Raw genomic sequence first — 814 nt, 5'->3', positions numbered from 1 at the left:
AGGCCGGTTTCAGCCGCCCGAAGGCCTCGAACAGCACCGGCGCGGCCAGATCGCCGCCAAAGGCGCCGGGCACCGGGGTGCCGTCGGGCCGGCCGATCCACACGCCGATCACGTGCCGGCCGTCATAACCCACCGCCCAGGCGTCGCGGTGGCCATAGGAGGTGCCGGTCTTGTAAGCCAGCCTGCCGGCCTGTGCCCCCGGTGGCGGCGGCAGCCCGGCCAGGATATTGCCGACCTGCCAGGCGGCCTCGGGCGACAGCACGCGGTTGGTTTCGCTGCGCGGCGCGGTTTTCTCGCTGCGCAGCGAAACCCCCTGCCCGCCGGCGGCAAGTGCCGCATAAAGCTGCACAATATCCTGCAGGCGCATCCCCATGCCGCCCAGCGCAATCGCCAGTCCGGGGCGGCCGCCGGGGATCCGGGCCTGTACGCCGCTGCGTTGCAGCGCGGCGATGACGCGGGCGGGGCCCAGCGCCTCGGTCAGCCGGACCACCGGGATGTTCAGCGATTGCTGCAAGGCCGCGCGCACCCGGATATCGCCACGATAGGCGCCGTCGAAATTGCGCGGCGCGTAGCCGTCGAAATCGACAGGGCCGTCATGGATCAGGGTTTCGGGATGGGCCAGCCCCTGGTCGAAGGCCAGCCCGTAGATCAGCGGTTTCAGCAGCGAGCCGGGCGAGCGCAGCGCCGTGGTCATATCGACAAAGCCGTCGCGCGCCGCGCCGTAACCGGGCGACCCGACCGCGGCGAGGATCTCGCCGCTGCGGTGGTCGGCCACCAGCAGTGCCAGCGACAGATCCGGCCCGGCGCGGCGGGC

General features: G+C 72.1%; 1 protein-coding gene. It reads right to left on the bottom strand.

The window, feature by feature from the left end; translation table 11 throughout:
• The coding region (locus CVM52_RS26210) for a penicillin-binding transpeptidase domain-containing protein (protein ID WP_276308675.1) at positions 1–814 on the bottom strand (814 nt) is incomplete at both ends.

This window comes from Pseudooceanicola lipolyticus (assembly GCF_002786325.1).
GTDB classification, from domain to species: Bacteria; Pseudomonadota; Alphaproteobacteria; order Rhodobacterales; family Rhodobacteraceae; genus Pseudooceanicola_C; species Pseudooceanicola_C lipolyticus.
Note: the sequence above shows the minus strand (reverse complement) of the source record. Positions and strands in the feature narration are given on the sequence as shown.